Consider the following 24,525-nt stretch of genomic DNA (forward strand, 5'->3'; position numbering starts at 1 on the left):
TATGCAATTTAATCATCTTATGTTGGATGTTATCAAATGGAGAAAAGAGATCCATCAGCATCCCGAACTGGCTTTTCAGGAGCATAAAACCTCTAACAAGGTGGCAACCTTATTGAGAGAGTTTGGGGTTGATGAAGTCATTGAAGGAATTGGCGAAACCGGGGTCGTCGGTGTTATTAAAAACGGTGATGGTCCTAGCATAGGTTTGCGAGCCGATATGGATGCCTTGCCAATGCAAGAGCTAGGAGAAAGCCAGCATAAGTCACAGAACCAAGGCTGTATGCATGCCTGCGGTCACGATGGACATACCGCTATGTTATTAGGAGCGGCAAAATACCTTAGTGAGCATAGGTCTTTTAACGGCACGGTTTATTGTGTTTTTCAGCCGGCTGAGGAAGGCTATGCTGGTGCGCAAAAGATGATTGATGATGGTTTGTTTGAACGTTTTCAGATGGACGCCATATATGGTCTGCATAACTGGCCAGGCTTACCGGCTGGTGATATTGCGGTCAATGAAGGTGCCATTATGGCATCGGTTGATACCTTTGAAATTAGTGTTGAAGGAAAGGGCTGTCATGCCGCTATGCCGCACTTGGGGGTCGATCCTATTGTCTATGCGTCCGAGTTGGTGCTGGAATTGCAAACCATTGTGTCGCGCCGACTGTCGCCGCTGGAATCGGCGGTGGTCAGTGTTACGACTTTTCATAGTGGCGATGCCTTTAATGTGATACCTGAAGTGGCCTCTCTAACTGGATGTGTGCGGTGTTTGGCTCCTGAAACCCGTGTGCGTGTGGAAGCGCTCATTAAGGAGTATATGGATAGTGTGAATACCGCTGGCAAGGGGGTAACGGCGAAACTTACTTATCATAAAGGGTATCCTGTTACGAAAAACCATAAAGAGCATGCGCACATTGTTTACCAAAATGCCTTGTCTTTGGTGGGTGAAAATAAAGTGCACCTTAACCTTGATCCTTCAATGGCATCGGAAGATTTTTCTTTTATGCTACAAGCCTGTCCAGGAGCCTATTTTTGGCTGGGGGTGGATAAAGCCGGAGAAGAAACCGTGTCTTTGCACAATCCATATTATGACTTTAATGATGATGTGATTGAGACGGGGATTCGTTTTTGGTGTTCTCTGGTTGAAAATAGATTGTTAAAAAGAGACTGAAAGGCGGTAAATTAGTCGCAATTTAGAGAGTTAAAGCGACTGTCCTTGTTCAAGATTAGAAAATGGTAGTAAGTTTTGCTTACTGCCATTTTTTTGTCTGGGCATTTCGTGAAAGAGCAGAGAGGTAAAAGAGCGATGAAGGAAATTAATGATAAACGCGTCAGGTATTTCTATGAGGCCGTCTCTCTTGGAACAATACGTGCCGCGGCAGACAAATTGGATGTGGCGCCATCCGCGGTCAGTAGACAGATTGCCCATCTTGAAGAAGAACTGGCCTGCATTTTAATTGAGCGAAATCGTAAAGGGGTTTGTCCAACAGAAGCGGGGCAAATTTTATTACGTTATTTTCGCGAAACCACTTCACATAAAGAGTCCTGCCTTGCGGATATTGAAGCCTTGCAAGGTCTTAAGTCAGGGCATATTTCTTTGGCATTGGGGGAGGGCTTCATTGGCGATATTATGTCTCGTGCTTTGCCTGAATTCCAGAAGCGTTATCCTAATCTGACCTTATCAATTCATATTGCAGGTACCAATGAACTGATTCGTAGAGTGCATGAAGATGAAGCACATATCGGTGTGTTATTTCATCCTCCGCATAATGAAAAATTGCGCTCTCATCAGATTTCCAGTCATCCCTTATGTGTCATTGTTCCTCCTGAGCACCCATTAACCCAGTTAAAGCGTCCAATAGAGCTTGAAGAAATTCTGCCTTATCAAATTGCTTTGCAAGAAAAAGAATTTGGTATTCGTCAACTGATTGCCGTCGCCGAGTTCAAGAACAGAGTAAGGTTTACCCCATGTATTACGGTAAATTCCATGTCTGTTGTAAAGGAATTTGTTCGCTCTGATATGGGGGTGACGATTTTACCTGAGTTTATTGTTAGACGAGAGGTAGCCGACGGTCATCTTATCTCCTTGCCAATCGTCGATCCTATCTTGTCATCCGGTGAGATTCATTTGGTAACGCGCATTGGTAGACAGTTAACAGAAGCGCCATTGGCCCTGCTAAATCATTTGCAAACTTGGATGAAGCATTTTGATAAGTAAGCGGGGAAATGGGCTTTAGAGGGGGATGGCATGTTTAGCCTTGCTGGCATCCATGCGGTTTTGTTGCGCTGACCCTATTGTCAGCGCTGCTTATTGCTATGTTTGTCTTAGCTCTATTTTGCCTTAGTTATCCATTGCTTGGTTTGTTGGCTGCGCTGTTTGGCTTGCGCTTGCGTCTAGCTGGTGCCAAAGGTTTGCTGCGTAATCCCGGGCCGGGCGTAACATCGGCTTTTGGCGCTGGCTTTTTCGCTTTTCTATTGCTGTTAGCTGAATTGGCCGCCGCATTGCCTGTTTTGGGCTTCTTAGGCTTTTTCGGTTTTTTCGGCTTAATAGGGCGCGTATCCAGTGTGGTATCTGGCAACATATGGGTTGGGAAAAAGTCATCAACATAGCGACGCTCGATGAGCTTTTGGGTGAGTCGCTCAATGGCTTTGAGTTGATCCAGTTCGTCAGCAGATACTAAAGAGATGGCTTGCCCAGTGGCGCTGGCTCGACCTGTACGACCAATACGATGAACATAGTCTTCCGCCACATCAGGTAAATCGAAATTCACCACATGAGGTAACTCTTCGATATCAATGCCGCGTGCGGCAATGTCGGTGGCGACCAAAATACGAATACGGCCTTCTTTAAAGTCTGATAAGGCACGGGTTCTCGCTCCTTGGCTTTTGTTGCCATGAATGGCACTGGCGCGGATGCCAGCGTCTTCTAATTGTTTGGTGATCTTGTTGGCACCGTGTTTGGTACGAGAAAAAACCAAGGCTTGTTGCCATTGCCCTTGGGCAATCAAGTCGATCAATAAGTGGATTTTTTGTTTTTTATCCACTGGGTGTAGCCATTGTTCAACGGATTTTGCTGTCGCATTTCGTGGTGTAACGGAAATTTCCACAGGATGGTTCACTAAACCTTTGGCCAGATCTCGAATCTCTTGCGAGAAAGTCGCTGAGAAAAGAAGGTTTTGGCGCTTTTTCGGCAAAATCGCCAGCACGCGTTTGATGTCGTGAATGAAGCCCATGTCCAACATGCGATCCGCTTCATCCAATACCAAGACTTCAAGTTGGTCAAATTTGATGGCGTTTTGTTGGTACAAATCCAATAAGCGGCCCGGTGTGGCGACTAGTATGTCTGCACCACGGCGCAAGGCCATCATTTGTGGGTTGATTTTGACACCACCAAATACCACGCAGGATTTTAACGGCAAATGCTGACCGTACTGTTTTACGCTCTCACCTACTTGCGCAGCCAATTCACGGGTTGGTGCTAATACCAGCGCACGCACTTGGTTGTGGTTGGCCAGTTTGCCCGCACTTAATCTTTCTAAAAGAGGCAAGGTGAAACCAGCGGTTTTTCCAGTACCCGTTTGCGCGGCGGCCATGACGTCTTGACCTTCTAAAATGTCTGGAATGGCTTGCGCTTGAATGGGCGAGGGTGTGCTGTAGCCTTGTTCTTCAATGGCTTTAAGAATCGGTGCTGACAGACCCAGTTGATTGAAACTCATAGATGTACTCGTGTCATGACAAAGGCAGGTGTACAGACAGGCTGTACAAGAATTGCGCGAAGCTTACCCTATATTCTCTTGTGTCGCCATTAAAGATGACTTAAGTCGCTTTTTTTTAAACGTAAATTCGCTACCATGATGAAGCAAAGTGACCTTATACGTTGAAGGACAAAGAGATTGGATCAAGTAAAGCAGGTAATCATAGCGGGTGCTGGCATTGGTGGGTTAACCGCTGCCTTAGCTTTGGCGCAAGGTGGTAGGCAAGTTGTGGTCTGTGAACAAGCCACGCAGTTAGGGGAAGTGGGCGCAGGTTTACAGATTAGTCCGAACGCCAGCAAGGTATTACGTGCCTTGGGTTTGCAAGGCAGATTGCAAGCTCTCGCCTTTGAACCCCAATACGCCAGTATTCGTGATTATCGCAGTGGCGAATATTATCTGCGCGCGCCTTTGGGTAAAGCGGCGGAATTCCGCTATCGCGCACCTTATTGGCATTTGCATCGTGCGGATTTACACGCCGTGTTGGCAGAGGCTTGTCAGTCTGCTGGTGTATCCATCCGTTTGAATTCACCTGTGATGAGTTATCAACAAGAAGCGGATAAAGTGGTGTTGCAACTTGCTAATGGCGAAACCCTTACCGGAGATGTGCTGATCGGTGCGGATGGTATCCGCTCAAAAATTCGCGAACATTTGTTGGGCCCAGAGCAACCGACCTTCATGGGGCAAGTGGCGTGGCGAGGTGTGATTCCTGTCGATGATTTGGCAGTAGCCATCAAGCCTGAAGCCTGTGTTTGGGCTGGGCCTGGTAAGCATCTAGTGACTTACTATGTAAGTGGTGGTAAGCAAGTGAACTTTGTGGCGGTGGAAGAGAAAGCCGTCTGGCGGTCTGAATCATGGCGCGAAGAGGGCGACATTTCGCATTTGCGTCATGCCTTTGCGGATTGGCATCCACAAGTCACAGGTTTGTTGGACGCTGCGAAAAGCAGTTTTATCTGGTCACTCAATGCTCGAGCTGAGCTAAGCAAATGGCATGACAATCGAGTGGGATTATTGGGCGATGCTTGTCATCCTATGTTGCCCTTTATGGCACAAGGTGCGGCCATGGCGATAGAGGATGCTTATGTGTTGGCCAAGCAGCTCGGTGAGCATGATGTACCTACAGCTCTAATGAATTATGAAGCCATTCGCAAACCCAGAACGACTAAAATTCAACAAATGTCTGCGGCCAATGCAGGCTTGTATCATATGCATGGCGGTGTGTTAGGCAAAGCCAAACTTAAAGCCATGCAGCTTGCTACTGCTGTGGCACCTAAGATTATTCAGTCTAAGTTAGACTTTGTTTATGGTCATGATGTCACAAGCTAATCAAACACAAGAAAAGCGAGCTTGTAGTGAATAAAGCGGAATATCGCTTCCTCATGGATTAAAGTGTTGTCACTGGCGCTGGTTGGTTATGTGCAGTACTCTTGCTTGAGGCGGCGGCTTTAGCAGAAGTATTCAGGTTTTTGCGTCACCGTACGTACCCTTAAAGGGCATGATTAATAAGGACATCCATTGAAACAGGCCAGTCATTTTAAAGCCGAAGCCATTTTAGTCTTGGTAACCATTATTGCCGGTCTTGGTTGGATTTTTTCAAAAGAAGCTCTAGTCGGCCTGCCACCTTTATTTTTCATGGGGATGCGCTTTTTGGTAGCGGGTTTTGTCTTGTTTCTAGTAGGACAAAAGTTCTTTTATGGCTTGAACTGGCAAAGTGTTCGTCAAGCTTGCTTAGTTGGTGTCTTGTTTGGCGTCACCATGATGTTTTGGGTGACAGGTTTGGATCAAGGTTCAAACTTGGGAGTAGGCGCTTTTATTACTAGCCTAGGCGTGGTGTTAGCTCCTTTGGTCGCGCATTTTATGTTTGCTGAACGAACGCCAATGAGTATTTGGGTCGCTTTACCTTTTGCCGTGATAGGTTTGGGCTTTTTGGCTTTGAACAACGGATTGGATTTTGAATTAGCGCATTTTTATTTTTTAGCTGCCGCCTTGGGTTCCGCTTTACAGCTTAACCTTTTGGCACGTTTTTCTTTGCGCATGCATGTTCTGGTATTGACGGCCATTCAATTATTCACCGCAGGTGGCGTGTTGCTTGGGTTGTCTTTGCTATTTGAGACGCTACCCCATAGTATCAGTGTTAGTGTTGCAGGTTGGTTTTTGGCCAGCGCTTTAATTGCCAGTAGTTTACGTTTTTTATTGCAAACCTACGGCATGAGTCTTACCCCAGTTAGTCATGCTGCCGTGATCATCAATCTTGAGCCAGTCTGGGCGGCTATTTTCGCTGTGTTTTGGTTCAATGAAACGATGAATGTAGGACAAATATTTGGCTGTATGCTGATTTTTGTTGCCATGTTGGTGAGCCGTTGGCCGCAAGTTCGCTCTATATTACGTCGTTTTAAGCTTGGTTAATCGGGGAGAATCTGATCGATCACTTGGTTGTAAAGCCTTGTGACTTCCTGACTAAGAGGGCGCTGCTGAAATTCCCAGCGGGCGAACAAACCTTCAGTTAAAGTCACCAAGATTTCGATTTTCGCGCTGGCTTCAGCCTCAGTCATTTCCGGTACTTTCTTTTGTAGTAAGGTTACCGCATGCTTATGGAGGCGCGTTTGTGAGTCCTGACATATCTTGAATACTACTGGATTGCGCGCTGCTTCGGCTTGGATTTCAGCATGCATAACGCGGATTTTATAGGTTTCCTCACTGTCGTCCAGAAAGTGACGATCTAGCCATTTTTCTTTATCTAGAAAGGATGACATAAAGTGTAATTTTTTCTGTGTAGACTGCTCAACTAGGGCGCGAATAATGTCATCTTTGTGGGCAAAGTAACGATAAATTTGTCCCACACTTAACCCTGCGGATTTGGCAATCTCACTCATACTGGCTTTGTGGAAACCTTTAGTCAGTACATGTTGTTCCGTAGCATCAATAATTTTTTGGATGCGTTGGTCCTTGTGACAAGGCTCTTTATTACTTCTCATTTATTTGCACGTTTAGATCGTATATTTGGGATTTGGCTTAGATTATAGTTTTGTGAATGATCATTCTCAATGTTTCTAAAGGAAGTCTCCTCAATGTTGTCTAAATTCAAATACGCATCAGCTTTATTGCTTATATTATTACTGGCGGGCTGTCAGGAAGAACCGGCAAAGTCTGCAAATAATGCTGCAGCCGCTCCAAAAGTAGCGGTGGGTGTCATTACCATAGAACCACAAGCGGCAGAACTCGTTGCAGAATTGCCAGGTCGAACTACCTCCAGTCTGGTGGCGGAAATTCGCCCGCAAGTGGGCGGCATTGTCGAAAAGCGTTTCTTTGAAGAAGGGCAAGACGTTAAAACGGGTGACGTTTTATATGAGTTGGATGATGCCACTTACTTGTCTGCCTATAAGCAAGCTCAAGCGGACCTAGAGTCCAGTCGGGCCAGTCTAAAATCCGCTCAACTTAGATATGAACGTTATCAAGAACTGCGTAAGCAGAATAATGTCTCTCAACAAGATTTGGATGATGCTCAAGTCGCTTATTTGGAAGCCAAAGCCAGTCAGAGGGGGTCCGAAGCGGCTTTAGAAAGCGCCAAGATCAACCTAGGCTATACCAAAATTCGTGCTCCGATTGATGGCCGCATTGGTATTTCGCAGGTGACGGTTGGTGCTTTGGTTACTGGTAGTCAAACTACTGTGATGACAACTATACGTTCTTTAGATCCTATTTTCGTTGATCTAGCGCAAACCAGCTTGGATCAGCTAAAACAGCGTAACTTGCTTAAGCAAGAAGAAGTGGAAAGAGGCTCAAACCGCGTTACCTTAGTGTTAGAAGATGGTACCAAGTACGAATATCAAGGTCAGTTAAAAGCACGTGAAGTCAGTGTGGATGAAAATACCGGCAGTGTGACCTTGCGTGCTGAGTTTCCTAATCCTGATGATTTGTTATTGCCCGGCATGTTTGTGCGCGGCTTTGTACATGAGGCCACTCATACTCAAGCTTTGTTAGTTCCTCAACAGGGTGTAACGCGTGACGTGAAAGGTAACCCAATCGCTTATGTAGTGAACGATAAAAATGTAGTAGAGAAGCGCATTCTGACTGTTGACCGTGCTATTGGTAATCAGTGGTTGGTATTGTCGGGTATCAATGCCGGCGACAAAGTGATTGTGGAAGGTTCTTTGAAAGTTCGTACTGGAAGCGAAGTGACGACTTCTCCAATGGTACGTGATCCTGAAACGGGTGAAATTGTATCCAGCGATAAGACTTCCGCAGCACAAGGGAATTAATCTATGTTTGCTCAGTTTTTTATTAATCGACCTGTATTTGCGTGGGTAATTTCCATTGCGATCATGTTGGTAGGTTTGGCGTCTATTAATAACTTGCCGATTGCACAATACCCAAATGTGGCACCACCAACCATTAGCATTAGTGCTACTTATTCCGGGGCTTCTGCGGAAACGGTTGAAAACAGTGTGACGCAAATCTTAGAACAACAGCTTACTGGTTTGGATGGCTTGTTGTATTTTTCTTCTTCGAGTAGTTCATCTGGTAGTGCCACTATTAATGTGACCTTTGAACAGGGAACAGACGCAGATATTGCTCAGGTGCAAGTGCAGAATAAGATTCAACAAGTGACTTCCAGCTTACCCAATTCGGTTCAACAAAATGGTGTAACAGTTGCTAAGTCAAATTCGGATTTTTTACTGGTTGCAGCCTTGTATGATGAAACGGATAACGATACGGCCAATGATATATCGGATTATTTAGTATCCAGTATTCAGGATCCGGTTGCACGTGTTGATGGCGTGGGAAGCGTACGTGTTTTTGGTGCTGAGTATGCCATGCGTATTTGGTTGGATCCCTTAAAATTGGCCTCGTATAAGTTAATGCCATCTGATGTTTCAGCGGCCATTGAAGCGCAAAATACTCAAGTTGCCGCAGGCAGTTTGGGGGCTTATCCAATTATTAAGGGCCAAGAGCTTAACGTTACTGTGACAGCTCAATCCAAACTGCAAACAGCAGATCAATTTAAAAACATCATTTTGACTTATGATGACAGCGGCGCCACGGTACGTTTGAGTGACGTGGCTAAAGTGGAATTAGGCAGTGAATCTTATTCCTTTATCCCACGCTTGAATGGTCACCCAGCCTCAGGTATTGCTGTGATGTTGGCACCAGGTGCTAACGCATTGTCGACATCGGAAGCGGTGAAAAATGCTTTGGGCAGTTTGGAAAAAAACCTCCCAGACGGGTATAAACTCTCTTACCCTGTAGACAATACTAGCTTTATTAAAATCTCCATTGAAGAAGTGGTAAAAACCTTGTTTGAAGCCATCGCTTTGGTGGTGATTGTGATGTTTGTCTTCTTGCAGAATTGGCGAGCCACCTTAATTCCTGCCATTGCAGTTCCTGTCGTGTTGTTAGGCACCTTTGGGGTATTGGAGCTGTTTAGCTTTTCCATTAATACTTTGACCATGTTCGGTATCGTGTTATCGATTGGTCTGCTGGTGGACGACGCTATTGTGGTAGTGGAAAACGTGGAACGTATCATGGAAGAGGAAAAACTGTCGGCCCGTGAAGCGACGATCAAATCCATGAAAGAAATCACCAGTGCTTTGATCGGTATTGCTGTTGTCTTATCGGCGGTATTTTTGCCAATGGCCTTTTTCAGTGGTTCTACTGGAGTAATTTATCGTCAGTTCTCAGTGACTATTGTGGCGGCAATGACACTGTCTGTATTAGTGGCATTGACTTTGACTCCCGCCTTGTGTGCGACCATGCTCAAACCCAATCATCATGATGAGAAAAAAGGTCTAGGTGCTTGGTTTAACCGTAATTTTGATCGTTTCACCAATAAATATTTTGGTGGCGTGAGCAGTATCATCAAGCGTCCATTTCGTTGGATGCTGGTTTATGGTGCCATAGTAGCCGGTTTGAGTGGTTTGATGATGAACTTGCCATCTGGTTTCTTGCCAACTGAAGACCAAGGGCGAGTGATGGTGATGGTATCATTACCAGAAGGCGCTTCTATGTCTCGTACCGATAAGATAATGCGTCAAATCGAACAACATTTCATGGTAGCGGAAAAAGCGAATGTAGATGCTATTTTCACTATTTCTGGCTTTAACTTTATGGGTACAGGGCAAAACGCAGGCCTGGCTTTCGTTGCATTGAAAGATTGGAGTCAACGAATTGGCCCCGCCAATAGTGCGAGTGCGATTGTAGGTCGCTCTTATGGTGCTTTTGCAGGTATCAAGGATGCGATGATTTTTTCTTTGATTCCGCCGTCTATCCAAGGATTGGGGCAAAGTAATGGTTTTACCTTTCAGCTATTAGCTTCGGGTAATACTGATCGAAGTACCTTAATGGCGATGCGTGATTCTTTATTACAAGACGCTAATGCTAGCCCACTATTAGCCGGGGTGCGTTTAGGTGCACAATCAGAAGCACCCCAGTTGCATATTGATATCGACCAGGAAAAAGCATCGGCTCTAGGGCTGTCTATGGCGGATATCAGCTCGACACTCAGTAGCGCTTGGGCTGGTAGTTATGTCAATGATTTTGTGGATCGAGGTCGTGTAAAAACGGTGTACATGCAAGGTGAAGCGGAATATCGTTCATCACCGGAAGACTTACAGCACTGGTATGTACGTGGAAGTGATAACACCATGACGCCTTTTTCTGCGTTCGCTAAAAGTGAGTGGACTTATGGGCCTAAAACTCTGACTCGTTTTAATGGCACGGCGTCTTACGAAATTCAAGGTTCTGGCGCCAATGGCGTTAGCTCGGGTGCGGCAATGGATGAGTTGCAACGTTTGGCGAATGCTTTGCCTGCAGGTACAACGGGGGCATGGAGTGGTTTGTCCTATCAAGAACGTTTGTCTAGCGGTCAAACGCAAATGCTTTATGCGATTTCCATCTTAGTGGTGTTTTTATGTTTGGCAGCGCTTTATGAAAGTTGGACGGTACCATTATCTGTCATATTGGTGATCCCACTGGGGGTGATAGGTTCTGCTGCTGCAGCGCATTTACGTGGATTGGAAAACGATGTGTATTTTCAGGTGGCCTTATTGACAACCATAGGTTTGTCTTCGAAAAACGCTATTTTGATCGTTGAATTTGCGGAAGCAGGTTACCGTAGAGGAATGAATGTATGGGATGCAGCAGCACAAGCAGCACGTTTGCGTCTGCGTCCAATTATTATGACTTCCATGGCTTTTGTCGTAGGTACTTTACCTTTGGCCCTATCTACTGGAGCTGGGGCAAACAGCCGAATCTCGATTGGCTCAGGTATTGTTGGTGGTACTTTGACGGCCACTTTCTTAGCTATCTTTTTTGTGCCTTTATTCTTCGTTATTGTACGTCGTATTTTTTCAAAACGACCAGAAGCTTTGTCGACTGTTAAGGCTGAAGAGTAAGTTAAGACTGGATAAACAGTAAAAAAACAAAAGTAAAAGAACAAAAAAAAGGAGCCTTGATTTTCTTGGCTCCTTTTTTGTTTGGCTGATATTCGTTTATTTTATAGTCGTTTGTTTTATAGTCGTTTTTTATAGTCGTTGTAGACCCCACAACAAATACAAGCCACCTAAAACAGAAGCTACCATACCGGCTGGGATTTCTTGCGGATAGAGCCATTGTCTGCCTAACCAATCAGCAAATAACATTAAGAAGCTGCCTACTAAGGCCGCAGCAAGCAAATGTTCTTTAGCGCGATTAAAGCCTAATATGCGAGCTAGATGTGGGGCCATTAGACCAACAAAGCTGAGTGGTCCAACCACTAAGGTTGCAGAAACAGTTAAGCAAGCTGAAAGAGCCAAGAGTAACAATCTCGAACGACTTACTTTCATTCCTAACGACTGGGCGCTTGCTTGGCCTAAAGGTAAAATGTCTAACCACTTTGTAAACAGAAAAACCAAACATACCAATGCTATGGTAATGACCAGTGTCATGAGTAAGGTTTGATAAGTGACGTTGTAAGTTGAACCTGACATCCATGCAAGGAATTGATAGTTTCTCGGATCACCGCCTGCTAGGATGATGGTTTGAATCGCATGCATCAAAGCGGTAATGGCGACACCAGTTAATAAGACCCGTTCAGGTTGGAAGCCAGACTTACGGTTTAGCAAAACAATAATCAGCATGCTTAATACCGCTCCGATCAAACCACTTATGTACATTCCTGTAATCCCAGTAGCCAGGCCCGTATACAAGGATAGAATTAAACCAATAGCCGTACCTGAGCTAATACCAATCACTTCCGGGCTCGCCATAGGGTTACCACTGATGCGTTGAATAATGGTACCAGCTACGGCCAACATAGTGCCACCTAACACTGCAGTTAATAATCTGGGTAAACGCCAATCAAGCATGGACCAGTCACCATTGAGTACTAGCCATTGCCAGCCTTGGTTTTGCACTGAGAAGGTGGAAAAAATCCCTACTCCTAAAAACAGTATCAGTGCCGTGAGTAACAGGGATGTTCTGCTAAAATAGCGTATTTTGGGCGTGTGGCGGGTCAGTACCGTTTCGGTCTGAGTTTGGTTTTTCATGGAGAGTTTGGGCAATAGCCACAACATTAGTGGTGCCCCTAATACTGCTGTGGCGGCACCGGTTTGAACATACATCGGCATGTAACCCGGTAGTGCTTGTATTAACAAGTCTGCCAATGTGAGCAGTAAGGCGCCTATGATCATGGCGATGATGAGTTTGGGCGCCAGTCGACGTACGCCCAACAGGCGTGTGATTGCAGGCGCTGCTAAGCCAATAAAGCCAATTACCCCCACACTTGCCACTACCCATGAGGTTAATAACACCGCTAAACCTAGGCAAATAAAGCGTAGTTTAGCTAAAGATACGCCCAAACTTTTTGCACCTGATTCCGTTAACTCCAATAGACTTAAAGGCTTGAGGAAGAGAAAAGCAGCGCCAATTGCGAGGATGACTTTAGGAAATAAGTAATGAACATTTTCCCAACCAGTCTGTACCAGAGAGCCCGCTCCCCAAATCATTAAACCTGAGAGTTGTTCTTGATTCAGAATCAAAAGAACCGTACTAAAGGCACCAAAATAGAGATTAATCACCAAACCTGTTATGACCACAATGGTGGGGGATAGAGCACGTCGCCATGACAAAGCAAAGACCAGTGCCATAGTGATTAAGCCTCCCATCAGAGCAACCAGACTGTGTGATATTTCGATTAACCAAGGGGCGTATAAGGTGGCTAGCATTAAGCTAAAACTGGCGCCAGTTGCGACCCCTAAAGTGGAGGGTGAAGCAATAGGGTTGCGTAAAACTTGTTGCATTAACACGCCAGCGACTGCCAGAGCGGCACCACAAATTAGGGTAGTAAAGACCCTTGGCCACCAAGTCAAAGATAACTTTATCGAGACGACTGACTGCCAGTCCGTATTGGTCATACTTTGTATCGCCAAATTTAGTGGTAATTGTGCCGTCAGTTGTGCATAGCTAATGGCCAATACGGCTAATAAGAGAAGAGTGATGAAGCTAAAAGGTAGAACACGCATTAGTTTGCCTCCTGCTCTTGTATAGCGGACGTTATAAGCTTGGCAAAGCGCACAGTAGACGGAATTCCACCAAAGCTCCATACTGGTTCAATGTTCAATACTGGGTGCCCCGATTCTTTAATTAAGTATTGCCAGAGTTGATCATGTTCAAGATGTTCTCTGGTACCCGCAGGAAGTGGATCCACCACCACAAATTGCCCTTTCATGCCCAATAACTGGTCAATACCAATTAGGCTAAAGCCCCAAGAATTTGTCTTCCCATCCCAAGCATTTTTGATGCCTAGCTGATTCAGAGCAATTTGAAACATGCTGTTTTGACCGAATATGCGTACATGACGAGTATCCATAAACTGAATCATCAGTAGATTGGTTTTAGGTTTGCTTGATAATGACTTCTTAAGTTGCTGAAAGGTGTCTTTAGAGGTTTGAATGAGTTGCTTTGCAACCTCTTCTTTACCAATGGCAGATGCCATGGTTTGAGTAAAGTCTTCTAGCGCTTGCCAGTTCGCTTTGCCATCAGCATAGATAGAAATTGCGGTAACTGGGGCGATTTTTTCCAGCCTAGTTTGGTGATATTGATAAGCTGGGGAGACAAATATGTGGTCGGGTTTTATCTCTGCTAAACGCTCCAAATTAGGTTGCGTTCGTAAACCGATATCAACCGTCTCTGCTGGAATTTTAGGCTCTTTAACCCACGCATTATAAGTGGCTACATCTGTGGCTCCGACTGGTGTTACTCCTAAACCTAGTAAGGTTTCAGTGTGAGACCAGTCAATGGCTGCGAAGCGTTGTGACTCAGCATGCAGGGTCCAACTGCTTAGGCACAAGAATAAGCTCATCAGCCCTAAGCGTATTATCGAGTGAACAATCATGGGAATTCTCATTAAGTTGAGTGTCGAGGCTGTTAAATTGGCATGGCAACTGGGTAGCCTGCAGGGTGATCAGCCACGTGCATGTCAATATCGTAAATCTGTTTTAAATGTTGTTGATCGAATAGCTCATCGACAGCGCCAGCCGCAATTAGCTTGCCGCTGTGTAAGGCAATAATTTCATCGCAAAAACGAGCCGCCATATTGATGTCATGGATAACAATAATGACGCCAAGATTGAGCTGTTGGCTCAGCTTTTTGATCAGTTTTAACATGTCGACTTGATGCGCTATGTCTAAAGCAGAAAGAGGTTCGTCAAGCAGCAAATATTCGGAACGTTGAGCCAGTAACATGGCGAGCCACAGACGTTGGCGCTCACCTCCAGATAGGGTATCCACCATACGATCTGCGTAATCCGAGGTATCGGTTAACTGCATGGCTTCTTCAACAATGGCTTTGTCTTGCTTGGTTAAACGGCCTAACAAGCCATGCCAAGGGTAGCGCCCAAATCCGACCAAATCACGTCCAGTAAGTGTGTCTGTTGAAGGGGTATGTTGAGGGAGGTAAGCGACTTTTTGCGCAAATTTCTTACTCGGCCAAGCGGATAAAATTTTATTATCTAACATAACCTTGCCATCACTTGGTGATTCTTGCTGCGCCAAAAGTTTTAGTAGGGTCGATTTCCCTGAGCCATTGTGCCCGACCAAGGCGTAAATCTTACCGGGTTTAAATTGCATGGAAAAATCGGATAAAAGTGAGCGATCACCAACGCGGAACTGCAGATTCTTAGATTCAATCATTCTAGAAAGCCAAATTAGAGTTGAGTGAAAACTGAGCTTGTTATTAAACAAGCACACATTTTGTTACATTTTATTAGTCTTGCTAATGATAATGCAAATTGTTTGCAATAATAATCTGGTTTTTACTCTTTTACCTTTCTTTTTACTGTCTCGATTTAAAAAGTGATTCAAGGCGTGCCTTTAATGAATAGAGGCGTATAATACGCACAATTTTTAAAAGCTTCTGGAGCGACCTTGCTCGGAGCAAGTGTTCATTTATGTTTGCACTCGTGTAGGGTGCAAAGCGGAGAATTGTTTACATGGCTGAAGCCAATTTTATTAGCGAAGTGAATAAACGTCGCACATTTGCCATTATTTCCCACCCGGATGCGGGTAAAACCACCATTACTGAAAAGGTCTTGCTATTCGGACGTGCGATTCAATCTGCAGGTACGGTAAAAGGTCGTGGTTCAAACCAGCATGCTAAGTCGGATTGGATGGACATGGAGAAAGAACGTGGTATTTCTATTACCACTTCTGTGATGCAGTTTCCGTACAATGACAGCTTGGTGAATCTCTTGGATACACCGGGACACGAAGATTTCTCGGAAGATACTTACCGAACGTTAACAGCGGTAGATTCTTGTCTTATGGTCATCGACGCGGCCAAAGGTGTTGAGGATCGTACTCGTAAATTGATGGAAGTGACGCGTTTGCGTGACACACCTATTGTGACTTTCATGAATAAGTTAGACCGTGATATTCGTGATCCAATGGAATTGTTGGATGAGGTGGAAAATGAATTAAACATCATGTGTGCGCCGATTACTTGGCCAATAGGTTGTGGTAAGGAGTTCAAAGGCGTGTATCACATTCACCGTGATGAGACTGTGCTATATTCCACAGGGCAGGGTCATACGATTCAAGCATTGCGTGTGGTAAAAGGCTTAGATAATCCCGAATTAGATGAGGCAGTCGGCGATGAACTGGCTGCACAATTGCGTGAAGAGCTGGAGTTGGTGATTGGCGCGTCAAATGAGTTTGATAAAGAGCTTTTCTTGGAAGGTGAGCTGACGCCAGTATTCTTCGGCACGGCATTGGGCAACTTTGGGGTTGACCATATGTTGGATGGTTTAACGGAATGGGCACCTGCGCCGATGCCACGACAAACAACAGAACGTGCAGTAGAGGCAACGGAAGAAAAATTTTCTGGTTTTGTCTTTAAGATTCAAGCCAATATGGATCCAAAACACCGTGATCGCATTGCATTTATGCGTATTGTATCGGGCACCTACAAGCAGGGCATGAAAATGAATCACGTACGTATCGGTAAAAACATCAGCATTTCTGATGCGGTTACCTTTATGGCAGGAGATCGATCTCGTGCAGAAGAGGCGTTTGCTGGTGACATCATTGGTTTGCATAACCATGGTACGATTCAGATCGGCGATACCTTTACGCAAGGTGAAAATCTTAAATTTTCTGGCATTCCGAATTTTGCGCCAGAATTATTCCGCCGTATCCGTTTAAAAGATCCATTGAAACAAAAGCAGTTGCTAAAAGGTCTGGTGCAGCTTTCGGAAGAAGGGGCCGTGCAGGTTTTCCGTCCATTGCAAAGCAATGATTTGATTGTGGGTGCAGTTGGTGTTCTTCAGTTTGATGTGGTCGTGGCTCGTCTCAAGGCAGAATACAATGTAGAAGCTATTTATGAAGCCGTGAATGTGGCAACGGCTCGATGGGTCGATTGCGCAGATAGTAAGACTTTGGAAGAGTTTAAACGTAAAAACCAGGCTAATTTGGCATTGGATGGCGGTGATAACTTGTCTTACATTGCACCAACTATGGTGAATTTGAACTTGGCACAAGAGCGTTTTCCAGAGGTTACCTTCCGAGCGACTCGCGAGCATTGATCAATACTTGACTAAAATACTTGGTTAAGCGGATAATTTAACCATTCAAATTTTATATGGTGTTAAAACATGAGTGGGGTTGAATCAGTCGATCCAATTGAATTTACAGAAGCAGCGGCAGCAAAGCTAAAAGCCCTGATTGAAGAGGAAGAAAACGAACGCTTGATGTTGCGTGTTTACGTGACGGGTGGTGGGTGTTCCGGATTTCAATATGGCTTTACCTTTGATGAAGAGCATCAGGAAGACGATACCGAAGTAGTACGTGATGGTGTGACCTTAGTAGTTGATCCTTTGAGTTTTCAGTATTTGGTGGGTTCAGAAGTGGACTACAAAGAGAACTTAGAAGGCTCGCGCTTTACGGTACAAAATCCAAATGCTACTTCTACTTGTGGCTGTGGTGCCAGCTTTAGTATTTAGTTTTCAAAGCTTAGTTAAAAAAACTTAGCTAATAGTTACTTGGTTAATGCTAATAGTTACTTGGTTAATGCTAATAGTTACTTGGTTAATAAATAAAGAGGCTTTCATTTTGGTGAAGGCCTTTTTCGTTTTTTATCTCTGTTTACATCCCTGTAGGGCTAGGTCATTTAAGCTTTGGTGTAGAGTTTTCTGGCTTGACGAGCGCGTTCTTGCTCGCTGATGATGCTGCTATCGATAGGTTTGTGGTGACCAATGAAGATAAGTCCAATCTTTTCATCACCTAGTATTACGGGTGTCAGCACTTTATTACGTACTTTCCAAATTCTCAGGCCGCGTATGGCAGTAGGTAGGCCTATTTCGAGCAGTTTGCTTTGGTTTACTTGCGCATAAAGGGCCGACAGTTGGTCTGCCTCACCGTCTTGATCTAAAAGAATATGATAGTGAGTTAGCTGCTGTTCAATGAAATCTGGTGAATAGGGTGTATTCAAAGGTGCCAAGCGGGTTTCTTTTGGCAAGTTATAGAAAAAGCTTGGTACTTCTGGCGAGCCTTTATGAGGAGACATCAACAAGGTCATCTCAGTTGCTAAACCATAAGCTGGTTTTACCGGAATATGAAAAATAAGCTGTTTAGCAGGTGGGTGATTTTTAATGGCCGGTGCACCATATCCTGCTTTGGGAGCATTGTCATTCATACCAATTGGAGGAACTTGTAAAAAAAGTTGCCAATCTTTTTGATCCAATTCGAGCTCTTCTGGCGAATACACTTTAAGATTGGATTGGATTAAATAGTGTAAAACGTGCTCCAGTAAGTTGGCAAAAATGCTACTGGAGGCAGTTAAAGGTTCTTTTATATTGGCGTCTACATGAATTTCTTTCACTTGGTTAGCCGCGCTGCTGAGAGCTACTGAGTCTTTACTGCTAATGAACAAGCGTGACTTACCTCTGCTCAGAATTCTTCTGTCAGTTGGTTTAGTACTGGTTCTGTTCAATGCCTCAATGAATAGCATGGTGCGGCTCCTTTGATCGCTGTGCAAAGCTATCGGCAAAGGTGATTAAGAGTTTAGTATTTTGCGCACTTATTGCACAAAAATACTATCATAAAGAAGTAAACTAATTGTAAGTAGTAATGAATTGGGAGGAGTGTGAGCCCACTTCCTTGTAGGCTTTGTGCGTTAGTAGGCACGAGATTAACGCAATAGATTTGATAACTTTGGATTGGGTTCTAATGCAGCGCGGTACAAAAGGGCTACTTTACCGATAACTTGTACGGTCTCGCATTTCATGATTTTGCTGATTTCTGCAATGATGGCAGTGCGCACATCGCGATCTGTAATGCTGATGCGAACCTTGATTAATTCGTGGTCTTCTAGAGCTCGGTCTATTTCTGTTAGGACAGCTTCAGTAAGACCGTTTCCTGCTATCATAACGACAGGATTAAGGCCGTGACCGATTAAACGGTACTGTTTTTTTTGGACGTTTGTCAGACTCATAGTAAATTTTTCTCATCTTGGTTAATCCTCTTTATTGGAGGCTTAAGAGGTTAAGCGATATTATAGCGGAATATTGACTGATTTAGGTATGATGAAAACGTGGCAAGGTCAAAAAGTAGTAACAATTGGATGAAGGAACATTTTGACGATCCCTATGTCAAAAAATCCCAACAAGATGGCTATCGCTCTAGGGCGAGCTACAAGTTGATCGAAATTAATGAAAAGGATAAGTTGATGCGCCCCGGAATGACGGTGGTGGATCTGGGGGCTGCACCAGGTGGCTGGTCGCAAATTGCGGCTAAGTTAGTTGGAGATAAAGGCACCATAGTGGCCTCAGACATTCTCGAAATGGCGCCATTGCCAGGTGTGCGTTTTGTGCAAGGGGATTTCACTGAACAAGAAGTGTATGAGGCCATATTAATGGAAATTGGTGATCAGAAAGCCGATCTTGTAATTTCCGATATGGCCCCCAATATGAGTGGTAACAGTTCCTCAGATCAGCCTCAGGCTATGTATTTAGTGGAACTTGCTCTCGATATGGCGGCACATGTGTTGCGTCCTGGTGGTAATTTTTTGGTTAAGGTGTTTCAAGGCGAAGGCTTTGAAGCATATCTAAAAGCCATGCGAGCTCAGTTTGGCTCTGTTGTCACGCGAAAACCGGATGCTTCTCGGGCGCGAAGTCGTGAAGTTTATTTATTAGGAAGACAATATAAGGGTTAATGTGAAATGTTCTGGTATGATAGCCAGAATACTTAAAATTAACCGTTAAGAGGTGTGCTCTTGAACGATATGCTAAAAAATATACTGTTGTGGTTGGTCATTGCGGCTGTGCTACTAACAGTTTTTAATAATTTTAATACCACATCGGAAACAAACCGAATTTCTTATTCTGAGTTTGTTAAAGAAGTGCAAGACGGTCGTATCGCCAAAGTGGTTGTCGATGGATACACCATTAGCGGTACTCGTAGCAACGGCGACAGTTTTGACACGGTTCGTCCGGCGGCATCGGATCCTAAATTAATGGATGATCTGTTGGCTCAAAACGTTGTGGTGGAAGGTCGTATGCCTGAGCAACAGAGTATCTGGACTCAGTTGTTGGTTGCCAGTTTCCCGATTCTATTAATTCTTGCCATCTTCATGTTCTTCATGCGTCAAATGCAAGGCGGTGGCGGTGGTAAAGGCGGCCCAATGTCCTTTGGTAAGTCCAAAGCGCGTCTGCTGCCAGAAGATCAAATCAAAACCACTTTTGCTGATGTGGCTGGTTGTGATGAAGCGAAAGAAGACACTGAAGAATTGGTGGACTTTCTTCGTGAGCCAAGCAAATTTCAGCGATTGGGAGGTAAAATTCCACGTGGTATCTTGATGTGTGGCCCACCAGGTACAGGTAAAACCTTGTTGGCAAAAGCCATCGCAGGTGAAGCCAAAGTACCCTTCTTCACGATTTCTGGCTCAGATTTCGTTGAGATGTTTGTCGGTGTGGGTGCGTCTCGTGTGCGTGATATGTTTGAACAAGCGAAAAAACATGCGCCTTGCATCATCTTCATTGACGAGATCGACGCAGTGGGCCGAAGCCGTGGCTCAGGTATGGGCGGTGGTAATGACGAGCGTGAACAGACCTTGAACCAGTTGCTGGTGGAAATGGATGGTTTTGAAGGTAACGAAGGTATTATCGTTATTGCTGCCACCAACCGACCAGATGTGCTTGACTCCGCTTTATTGCGTCCAGGCCGTTTTGACCGCCGTGTTGAGGTTGGTTTGCCAGATATCCGTGGTCGTGAACAGATTCTGAAAGTGCACTTGAGAAAGGTGCCTTGTGATGATGACGTGAAACCGCGTGATTTGGCTAGAGGAACGCCAGGTTTTTCTGGTGCTCAACTTGCAAACTTGGTCAATGAAGCCGCTTTGTTCGCAGCCCGTTCTAATCGCCGTTTGGTGAATATGGAACAGCTAGATCTCGCGAAAGACAAGATCATGATGGGGGCTGAGCGTAAGACTTTGGTGATGTCAGAGAAAGAGAAGCTGAATACGGCTTATCACGAGGCGGGCCATGCCATTGTTGGTTATCTAATGCCTGAGCATAATCCAGTTTACAAAGTCACCATTATTCCACGTGGTCGTGCCTTGGGTGTGACTATGTTCTTGCCAGAAGACGATCAAACCAGTGAGAGTAAGCTGGGATTAGAGAGTTATATCTCTGGGTTGTTTGGTGGACGTATTGCAGAAGAAATTACCCTTGGTTTTGAAGGGGTAACGACAGGGGCCTCTAACGATATAGAGCGTGCCACTAGTGTTGCTCGTAACATGGTCACCAAGTGGGGATTGTCTGAAAAATTGGGGCCTTTTGCTTACGAGGAAGACGATAACTCTGGTGCTTATATTGCAAGTTCTACCGGCAGCAAAGCTAACTATTTCTCGCCAGAAACAGGAAAAGTGATTGATGCTGAGGTGCAGGAAATCATCAATCGTTGTTATCAGAAAGCGACTCAAATTCTGACTGATAATCGTGATAAATTGGATGTCATGGCGGAAGCCTTGATGCAGTACGAAACCATTGATGCTAAACAGATTAAAGAGATCATGGAAGGTAAAAAACCTTCTGCGCCTGAAGGTTGGTCTGATCCAAGTGCGAATTCTCCTAAGGGGGGTGAGCAAACTCCTGTTGAAGATGAGCCAAAGGATGAAGTGTCATTGGACGATGTAAAGGATTCATCTGATGGTGTGGTAGGTGGAGCTTCTTCGCGACCCGCTGGTGATTAATACAAATTAACTCAGATATGGATATTTCATGTCGTTAATGTCATTTGGGGATAAGTCGCTCGACTTATCCCTTCCTCATGTTATGGGGATATTGAATGTCACCCCAGACTCTTTTTCAGATGGCGGTGCTTTCAACTCCCTCGATTCTGCGTTACGTCAAACCGAAAGAATGATCAGTGAAGGCGCTAGCATGATAGATGTGGGTGGAGAGTCCACTCGTCCCGGCGCTTCACCTGTGTCTTTGCAGCAAGAGTTAGATCGTGTGTTGCCCATTGTTGAAGCAATAAAATCTCGTTTTGATACCATAGTTTCGGTTGATACCAGCACGCCTGAAGTCATGCTAGGTGCTGCGAAATTGCATGCAGGCTTGATTAATGATGTACGTGCTTTAGAGCGTCAAGGGGCCTTGCAAGCGGCAGCGCAAACACAGTTGCCTCTGTGTTTGATGCACATGAAAGGCATGCCGCAAACTATGCAAGAACAGCCAGATTATCAAGCGGTAGTAAAAGAAGTCAGTGATTATTTGCTGTCGCGTGTAATAGCTTGTGAAGAAGTTGGTATTACTGCCGATAAGATTTTGCTGGATCCGGGCATAGGTTTTGGTAAGCAACTGTCGCACAATTTGCAGTTGTTGCAACATACAGAGGATTTTAAGCGTTTAGGCTTTAATGTCCTGATAGGTGTGTCTCGTAAAACCATGATAGGGGATGTGTTGGGCTTGCCAGTGGAAGAGCGTTTGCATGGTACTATGGGCGCTAATGCAGCAGCTTTTGCACGCGGAGCAAGGGTGTTTCGAGTTCATGATGTTAAGCCACACGTGGACATGTTGACGTTAATGTCGCGTATTGAGAGAGAAGAGTAATGCGTAAGTATTTTGGAACAGATGGTATTCGTGGCCAGGTTGGCACTCACCCAATTACACCTGAATTTATGTTGAAGCTGGGTTGGGCTGCTGGCCAAGTGTTTAAAGAAAAAGATAAGAAAATACTGATCGGTAAAGATACGCGTATTTCCGGATACATGTTTGAATCGGCATTAGAGGCCGGGATTGTTGCTGCTGGTGCTGATGTGCGTTTGGTCGGGCCAATGCCAACGCCTGCCATCGCGTATTTAACAAGAACATTTCGTGCCAGTGCAGGCATAGTAATCAGTGCTTCTCACAATCCTTTCTACGATAACGGTATAAAGTTTTTTTCAGCCGAAGGTGGTAAGGTTTCCGACGAAATTGAAGAACGTATCGAGTACTTTTTAGATCAACCTATGGAAGTAGTGGAATCCAGTTTAATTGGGCGTGCACGACGGGTGGATGACGCTGCTGGTCGTTACATAGAATATTGTAAAGGTACCTTCCCAATTGGTTTGCAATTAAGTGGTCTTAAGATTGTTGTGGATTGCGCTGATGGGGCGACTTATCACGTTGCGCCTCGAGTCTTTTCCGAATTAGGTGCCGAAGTTATTCCTATCGGCGCCAATCCAGATGGATTGAATATTAATGAATTCAGTGGTGCAACTAAGCCAGAACTTTTGCGAAAAAATGTTTTGGCGGAAGGTGCTGATATTGGTATCGCTTTGGATGGTGATGGCGATCGTTTGATTTTAGTAGATCGTAACGGTGTGGTTCGAGATGGTGATGATATTTTGTATATTATTGCCAATCATCTCATGTCGACAGGTCGCTTTAGTGGCGGTGTTGTTGGTACTTTGATGAGTAATTTTGGGCTTGAATTGGCCTTTTCTGAAACCGGCATAGGTTTTAGTAGGGCGGCCGTTGGCGATCGCTATGTAAACGAGAAGCTGGTGCAACATGGTTGGGTGTTGGGGGGTGAGCCTTCAGGGCACATTGTATGTCGCTCGATCACGACCACAGGTGATGGTATTGTTGCCGCTTTACAAGTCTTGCAAGCCATGGTTGAAGAAGACAAAGCCTTGGATGAGTTGCTCTCTGGTTTGGTTAAGTTTCCACAAAAACTAAAAAATATTCGTGTTACCGAACGTTTTGTACCGAACGAAGAGCCTGCTTTGCAAAAAGCCATCGCAGCGGCAAATGAAAAATTAAATGGCTTAGGTCGTGTGCTGTTAAGGGCCTCTGGTACCGAACCTTTAATACGCGTCATGGTTGAAGGACGTGATGATGAAACAGTGGATGAATTGGTAGATTTTTTAGTGGAAGAAGTTAACGCTGTTGTTGCAGCGAAGCAGACAGCGGTATAACTACTCACTAGGTTTATCACTCAATAAAAATAAATACTTGAAACCAACAAAGGCTTTCCATAGAATGGGCGCCTCGAATTTAAGGGCTAGATTATGATTCGACAAAAAATAGTGGCTGGAAACTGGAAGATGAACGGCTCGAAAGAGTCTATTTTGAACTTGGTTAATGGCTTACTAGAAGGGTCAAAGTCTAGTGCTGAAGTGGTCATTGCTCCATCATTCCCTTATTTATCTCAGGTTGCTGACTTAACGGCTAATAGTCAACTGACATTGGCTGCGCAAAATGTGAGTGAGCAAGCGAAAGGGGCATACACGGGTGAGGTTTCTTGCTCAATGTTGGCTGACTTCAATGTGAAATATGTGCTGATTGGTCACTCAGAGCGTCGCTCTTTGTACGGCGAATCAGACCAGCTGGTCGCTGAGAAAGTAAAGGCTTGTTTGGCGTCTGGTTTTAAACCTATGTTATGCATAGGCGAGACCCTTGCTGAGCGTGAAGCAGAGCAAACCATTGCGGTGTGTGAGCGTCAAGTGGCAGCGGTTGTCGATACGGTTGGTATCGAAGCGTTTAAAGATATTGTTATTGCATATGAGCCTGTGTGGGCGATTGGAACGGGATTATCCGCCAGCGCGCAGCAGGCTCAAGAAGTGCATCAGGCGATTCGAGCGTATCTTGCAGGATTGTCTGCGTCAGTTTCTGAAGGAGTTCAGATTCTTTATGGCGGAAGTGTAAAAGCCTCAACCAGTGCTGAGTTATTTACTATGCCTGATGTTGATGGAGCCTTAGTAGGTGGCGCATCCTTGGATGCAAAAGAGTTTTTAGACATTATCAAAGCAGCAGGTTAATTG

Annotated in this window: 20 protein-coding genes; 13 read left to right on the plus strand and 7 right to left on the minus strand. The window is 44.9% G+C overall.

The genetic code is table 11. The annotated features are described in order from the left end of the window. Position 1: 1 nt before the first annotated feature. Entirely contained in the window at positions 2-1,168 is a 1,167-nt protein-coding gene (locus tag ABXS85_RS15105; protein ID WP_353667354.1) for a M20 aminoacylase family protein, read from the plus strand. 135 nt (positions 1,169-1,303) lie between these two features. Further along, positions 1,304-2,215, plus strand: coding sequence for a LysR family transcriptional regulator (locus ABXS85_RS15110; RefSeq protein ID WP_353667355.1), 912 nt, complete (start codon positions 1,304-1,306; stop codon positions 2,213-2,215). A gap of 127 nt (positions 2,216-2,342) precedes the next feature. Here ABXS85_RS15110 and ABXS85_RS15115 read toward each other — a convergent pair whose 3' ends face one another. Continuing rightward, positions 2,343-3,713 (minus strand): DEAD/DEAH box helicase, encoded by a 1,371-nt coding sequence (locus tag ABXS85_RS15115; RefSeq protein WP_353667356.1) that lies wholly within the window; start codon positions 3,711-3,713, stop codon positions 2,343-2,345. A gap of 177 nt (positions 3,714-3,890) precedes the next feature. On the opposite strand from ABXS85_RS15115, the gene ABXS85_RS15120 reads away from it, so the two are divergent. Further along, positions 3,891-5,075 carry an FAD-dependent monooxygenase gene (locus ABXS85_RS15120; protein WP_353667357.1) on the plus strand — a complete coding sequence of 395 codons (1,185 nt, stop codon included), beginning with the start codon at positions 3,891-3,893 and terminating at the stop codon, positions 5,073-5,075. 189 nt (positions 5,076-5,264) lie between these two features. Beyond that, positions 5,265-6,155 carry a DMT family transporter gene (locus ABXS85_RS15125; protein ID WP_353667358.1) on the plus strand — a complete coding sequence of 297 codons (891 nt, stop codon included), beginning with the start codon at positions 5,265-5,267 and terminating at the stop codon, positions 6,153-6,155. On the opposite strand, the gene ABXS85_RS15130 is transcribed toward ABXS85_RS15125, so the two are convergent. After that, positions 6,152-6,724 (minus strand): TetR/AcrR family transcriptional regulator, encoded by a 573-nt coding sequence (locus ABXS85_RS15130; protein WP_353667359.1) that lies wholly within the window; start codon positions 6,722-6,724, stop codon positions 6,152-6,154. The two genes, ABXS85_RS15125 and ABXS85_RS15130, sit on opposite strands and share 4 nt — an antisense overlap. A 93-nt stretch (positions 6,725-6,817) precedes the next feature. Between ABXS85_RS15130 and ABXS85_RS15135 the strand changes: the two genes are divergently transcribed. Beyond that, positions 6,818-8,008, plus strand: a complete 1,191-nt coding sequence (locus ABXS85_RS15135; protein WP_353667360.1) for an efflux RND transporter periplasmic adaptor subunit — start codon at positions 6,818-6,820, stop codon at positions 8,006-8,008. Between the two features lie 3 nt (positions 8,009-8,011). Beyond that, positions 8,012-11,140 (plus strand): efflux RND transporter permease subunit, encoded by a 3,129-nt coding sequence (locus ABXS85_RS15140; protein ID WP_353667361.1) that lies wholly within the window; start codon positions 8,012-8,014, stop codon positions 11,138-11,140. A gap of 129 nt (positions 11,141-11,269) precedes the next feature. Here ABXS85_RS15140 and fhuB read toward each other — a convergent pair whose 3' ends face one another. Genes fhuB through ABXS85_RS15155 form a run of 3 tightly spaced genes read right to left on the minus strand, consistent with a single transcriptional unit; the run spans position 11,270 to position 14,915 of the window. Beyond that, a complete protein-coding gene (gene fhuB, locus ABXS85_RS15145) occupies positions 11,270-13,246 on the minus strand; it encodes a Fe(3+)-hydroxamate ABC transporter permease FhuB (protein WP_353667362.1) in 1,977 nt (658 codons plus the stop codon). Continuing rightward, positions 13,246-14,118, minus strand: a complete 873-nt coding sequence (locus ABXS85_RS15150; RefSeq protein ID WP_353667363.1) for an ABC transporter substrate-binding protein — start codon at positions 14,116-14,118, stop codon at positions 13,246-13,248. The genes fhuB and ABXS85_RS15150 overlap by 1 nt, the downstream gene beginning before the upstream one ends. Positions 14,119-14,150: 32 nt before the next feature. Next, the gene (locus ABXS85_RS15155) at positions 14,151-14,915 is read right to left on the minus strand and encodes an ATP-binding cassette domain-containing protein (RefSeq protein ID WP_353667364.1); all 765 of its coding nucleotides are present in this window, start codon (positions 14,913-14,915) and stop codon (positions 14,151-14,153) included. A gap of 299 nt (positions 14,916-15,214) precedes the next feature. Between ABXS85_RS15155 and prfC the strand changes: the two genes are divergently transcribed. Together prfC and erpA are read left to right on the plus strand one after the other, a co-directional pair. Beyond that, positions 15,215-16,804: a peptide chain release factor 3 gene (prfC, locus tag ABXS85_RS15160; RefSeq protein ID WP_353667365.1), complete on the plus strand. Its 1,590-nt coding sequence runs from the start codon at positions 15,215-15,217 to the stop codon at positions 16,802-16,804. A gap of 69 nt (positions 16,805-16,873) precedes the next feature. Next, complete coding sequence (gene erpA / locus ABXS85_RS15165) at positions 16,874-17,221, plus strand: iron-sulfur cluster insertion protein ErpA (RefSeq protein WP_353667366.1); 348 nt, start codon at positions 16,874-16,876, stop codon at positions 17,219-17,221. A 167-nt stretch (positions 17,222-17,388) separates the two neighbouring features. Here erpA and ABXS85_RS15170 read toward each other — a convergent pair whose 3' ends face one another. Both ABXS85_RS15170 and ABXS85_RS15175 read right to left on the minus strand, forming a co-directional pair. Next, positions 17,389-18,228: a hypothetical protein gene (locus ABXS85_RS15170; RefSeq protein ID WP_353667367.1), complete on the minus strand. Its 840-nt coding sequence runs from the start codon at positions 18,226-18,228 to the stop codon at positions 17,389-17,391. A 180-nt stretch (positions 18,229-18,408) separates the two neighbouring features. Continuing rightward, on the minus strand, positions 18,409-18,711 hold the full coding sequence (locus ABXS85_RS15175) for a YhbY family RNA-binding protein (RefSeq protein ID WP_353667368.1): 303 nt from the start codon (positions 18,709-18,711) through the stop codon (positions 18,409-18,411). 129 nt (positions 18,712-18,840) lie between these two features. On the opposite strand from ABXS85_RS15175, the gene rlmE reads away from it, so the two are divergent. The 5 genes from rlmE to tpiA all read left to right on the plus strand — a co-directional run bounded on the left by rlmE (position 18,841) and on the right by tpiA (position 24,522). Beyond that, positions 18,841-19,431: a 23S rRNA (uridine(2552)-2'-O)-methyltransferase RlmE gene (gene rlmE, locus ABXS85_RS15180; RefSeq protein ID WP_353667369.1), complete on the plus strand. Its 591-nt coding sequence runs from the start codon at positions 18,841-18,843 to the stop codon at positions 19,429-19,431. Between the two features lie 69 nt (positions 19,432-19,500). Continuing rightward, positions 19,501-21,468, plus strand: coding sequence for an ATP-dependent zinc metalloprotease FtsH (gene ftsH, locus ABXS85_RS15185; protein WP_353667370.1), 1,968 nt, complete (start codon positions 19,501-19,503; stop codon positions 21,466-21,468). 28 nt (positions 21,469-21,496) lie between these two features. Then, positions 21,497-22,330, plus strand: coding sequence for a dihydropteroate synthase (folP, locus tag ABXS85_RS15190; protein WP_353667371.1), 834 nt, complete (start codon positions 21,497-21,499; stop codon positions 22,328-22,330). Further along, a complete protein-coding gene (glmM, locus tag ABXS85_RS15195) occupies positions 22,330-23,679 on the plus strand; it encodes a phosphoglucosamine mutase (protein ID WP_353667372.1) in 1,350 nt (449 codons plus the stop codon). The genes folP and glmM overlap by 1 nt, the downstream gene beginning before the upstream one ends. A 93-nt stretch (positions 23,680-23,772) precedes the next feature. Then, on the plus strand, positions 23,773-24,522 hold the full coding sequence (gene tpiA / locus ABXS85_RS15200; protein ID WP_353667373.1) for a triose-phosphate isomerase: 750 nt from the start codon (positions 23,773-23,775) through the stop codon (positions 24,520-24,522). The last annotated feature ends 3 nt before the right edge of the window (positions 24,523-24,525 follow it).

This window comes from Marinomonas sp. THO17 (assembly GCF_040436405.1).
Lineage (GTDB): Bacteria > Pseudomonadota > Gammaproteobacteria > Pseudomonadales > Marinomonadaceae > Marinomonas.